The sequence below is a fragment of the Mesorhizobium norvegicum genome, from assembly GCF_004919685.1.
GTDB classification, from domain to species: Bacteria; Pseudomonadota; Alphaproteobacteria; order Rhizobiales; family Rhizobiaceae; genus Mesorhizobium; species Mesorhizobium norvegicum.
Map to the genome: position 1 here is coordinate 1 of NZ_SMYZ01000128.1, position 648 is coordinate 648.

Sequence of the window (648 nt, forward strand, 5' to 3'; positions counted from 1 at the left end):
GAGAATGCCGCCGACACCAGCTATGTGTGCGCGGCGACGCTGTCGCACGCGGCCGGGACCGATGTAACCATCACCACCGACAAGGGCATCATCACCATCGCCGATGGCCAGACCACCGGCACGCTGGTGATCGCGTCGGGCAATGGCGAGGACGTCTACAAAGACGCATCGAGCCTGACCGCCAACATCACCGGCACCTCGGGCGGCAACTTCGAGAACCTGGTGGTCGGCACTGGCACGGCGACGGCCAACGTCACCGACACCGTCACCAACGCGACGGTCAGCCTGAGCGCCTCGACGGTCGCCGAGGGCGCGGGCGCCAACTACGTGTTCACGGCGACATTGAGCAGTGCCTCGCAAGGCGTCACCACGATCACCACCGACAAGGGCATCATCACCATCGCCGATGGCCAGACCACCGGCACGCTGGTGATCGCCTCGGGCAATGGCGAGGACGTCTACAACGACGCCACCAGCCTGAGCGCCACCATCACCGCCACCGCGGGCGGCAACTTCGAGAACCTGACGATCGGCACGGCGAGCGCCACGGCGCATGTCAACGACACGATCACCGCCGCGACGGTCGACCTGAGCGCTTCGACGGTGCTCGAGAATGCCGCCGACACCAGCTATGTGTTCACGGCGACG

At 66.2% G+C, this 648-nt stretch carries 1 protein-coding gene; it reads left to right on the forward strand.

Translation table 11 applies throughout. The features are described from left to right. Window positions 1-648, forward strand: a 648-nt coding sequence (locus FCU66_RS41475) for an immunoglobulin-like domain-containing protein (RefSeq protein ID WP_210239726.1), incomplete at both ends; no start/stop codon positions are given.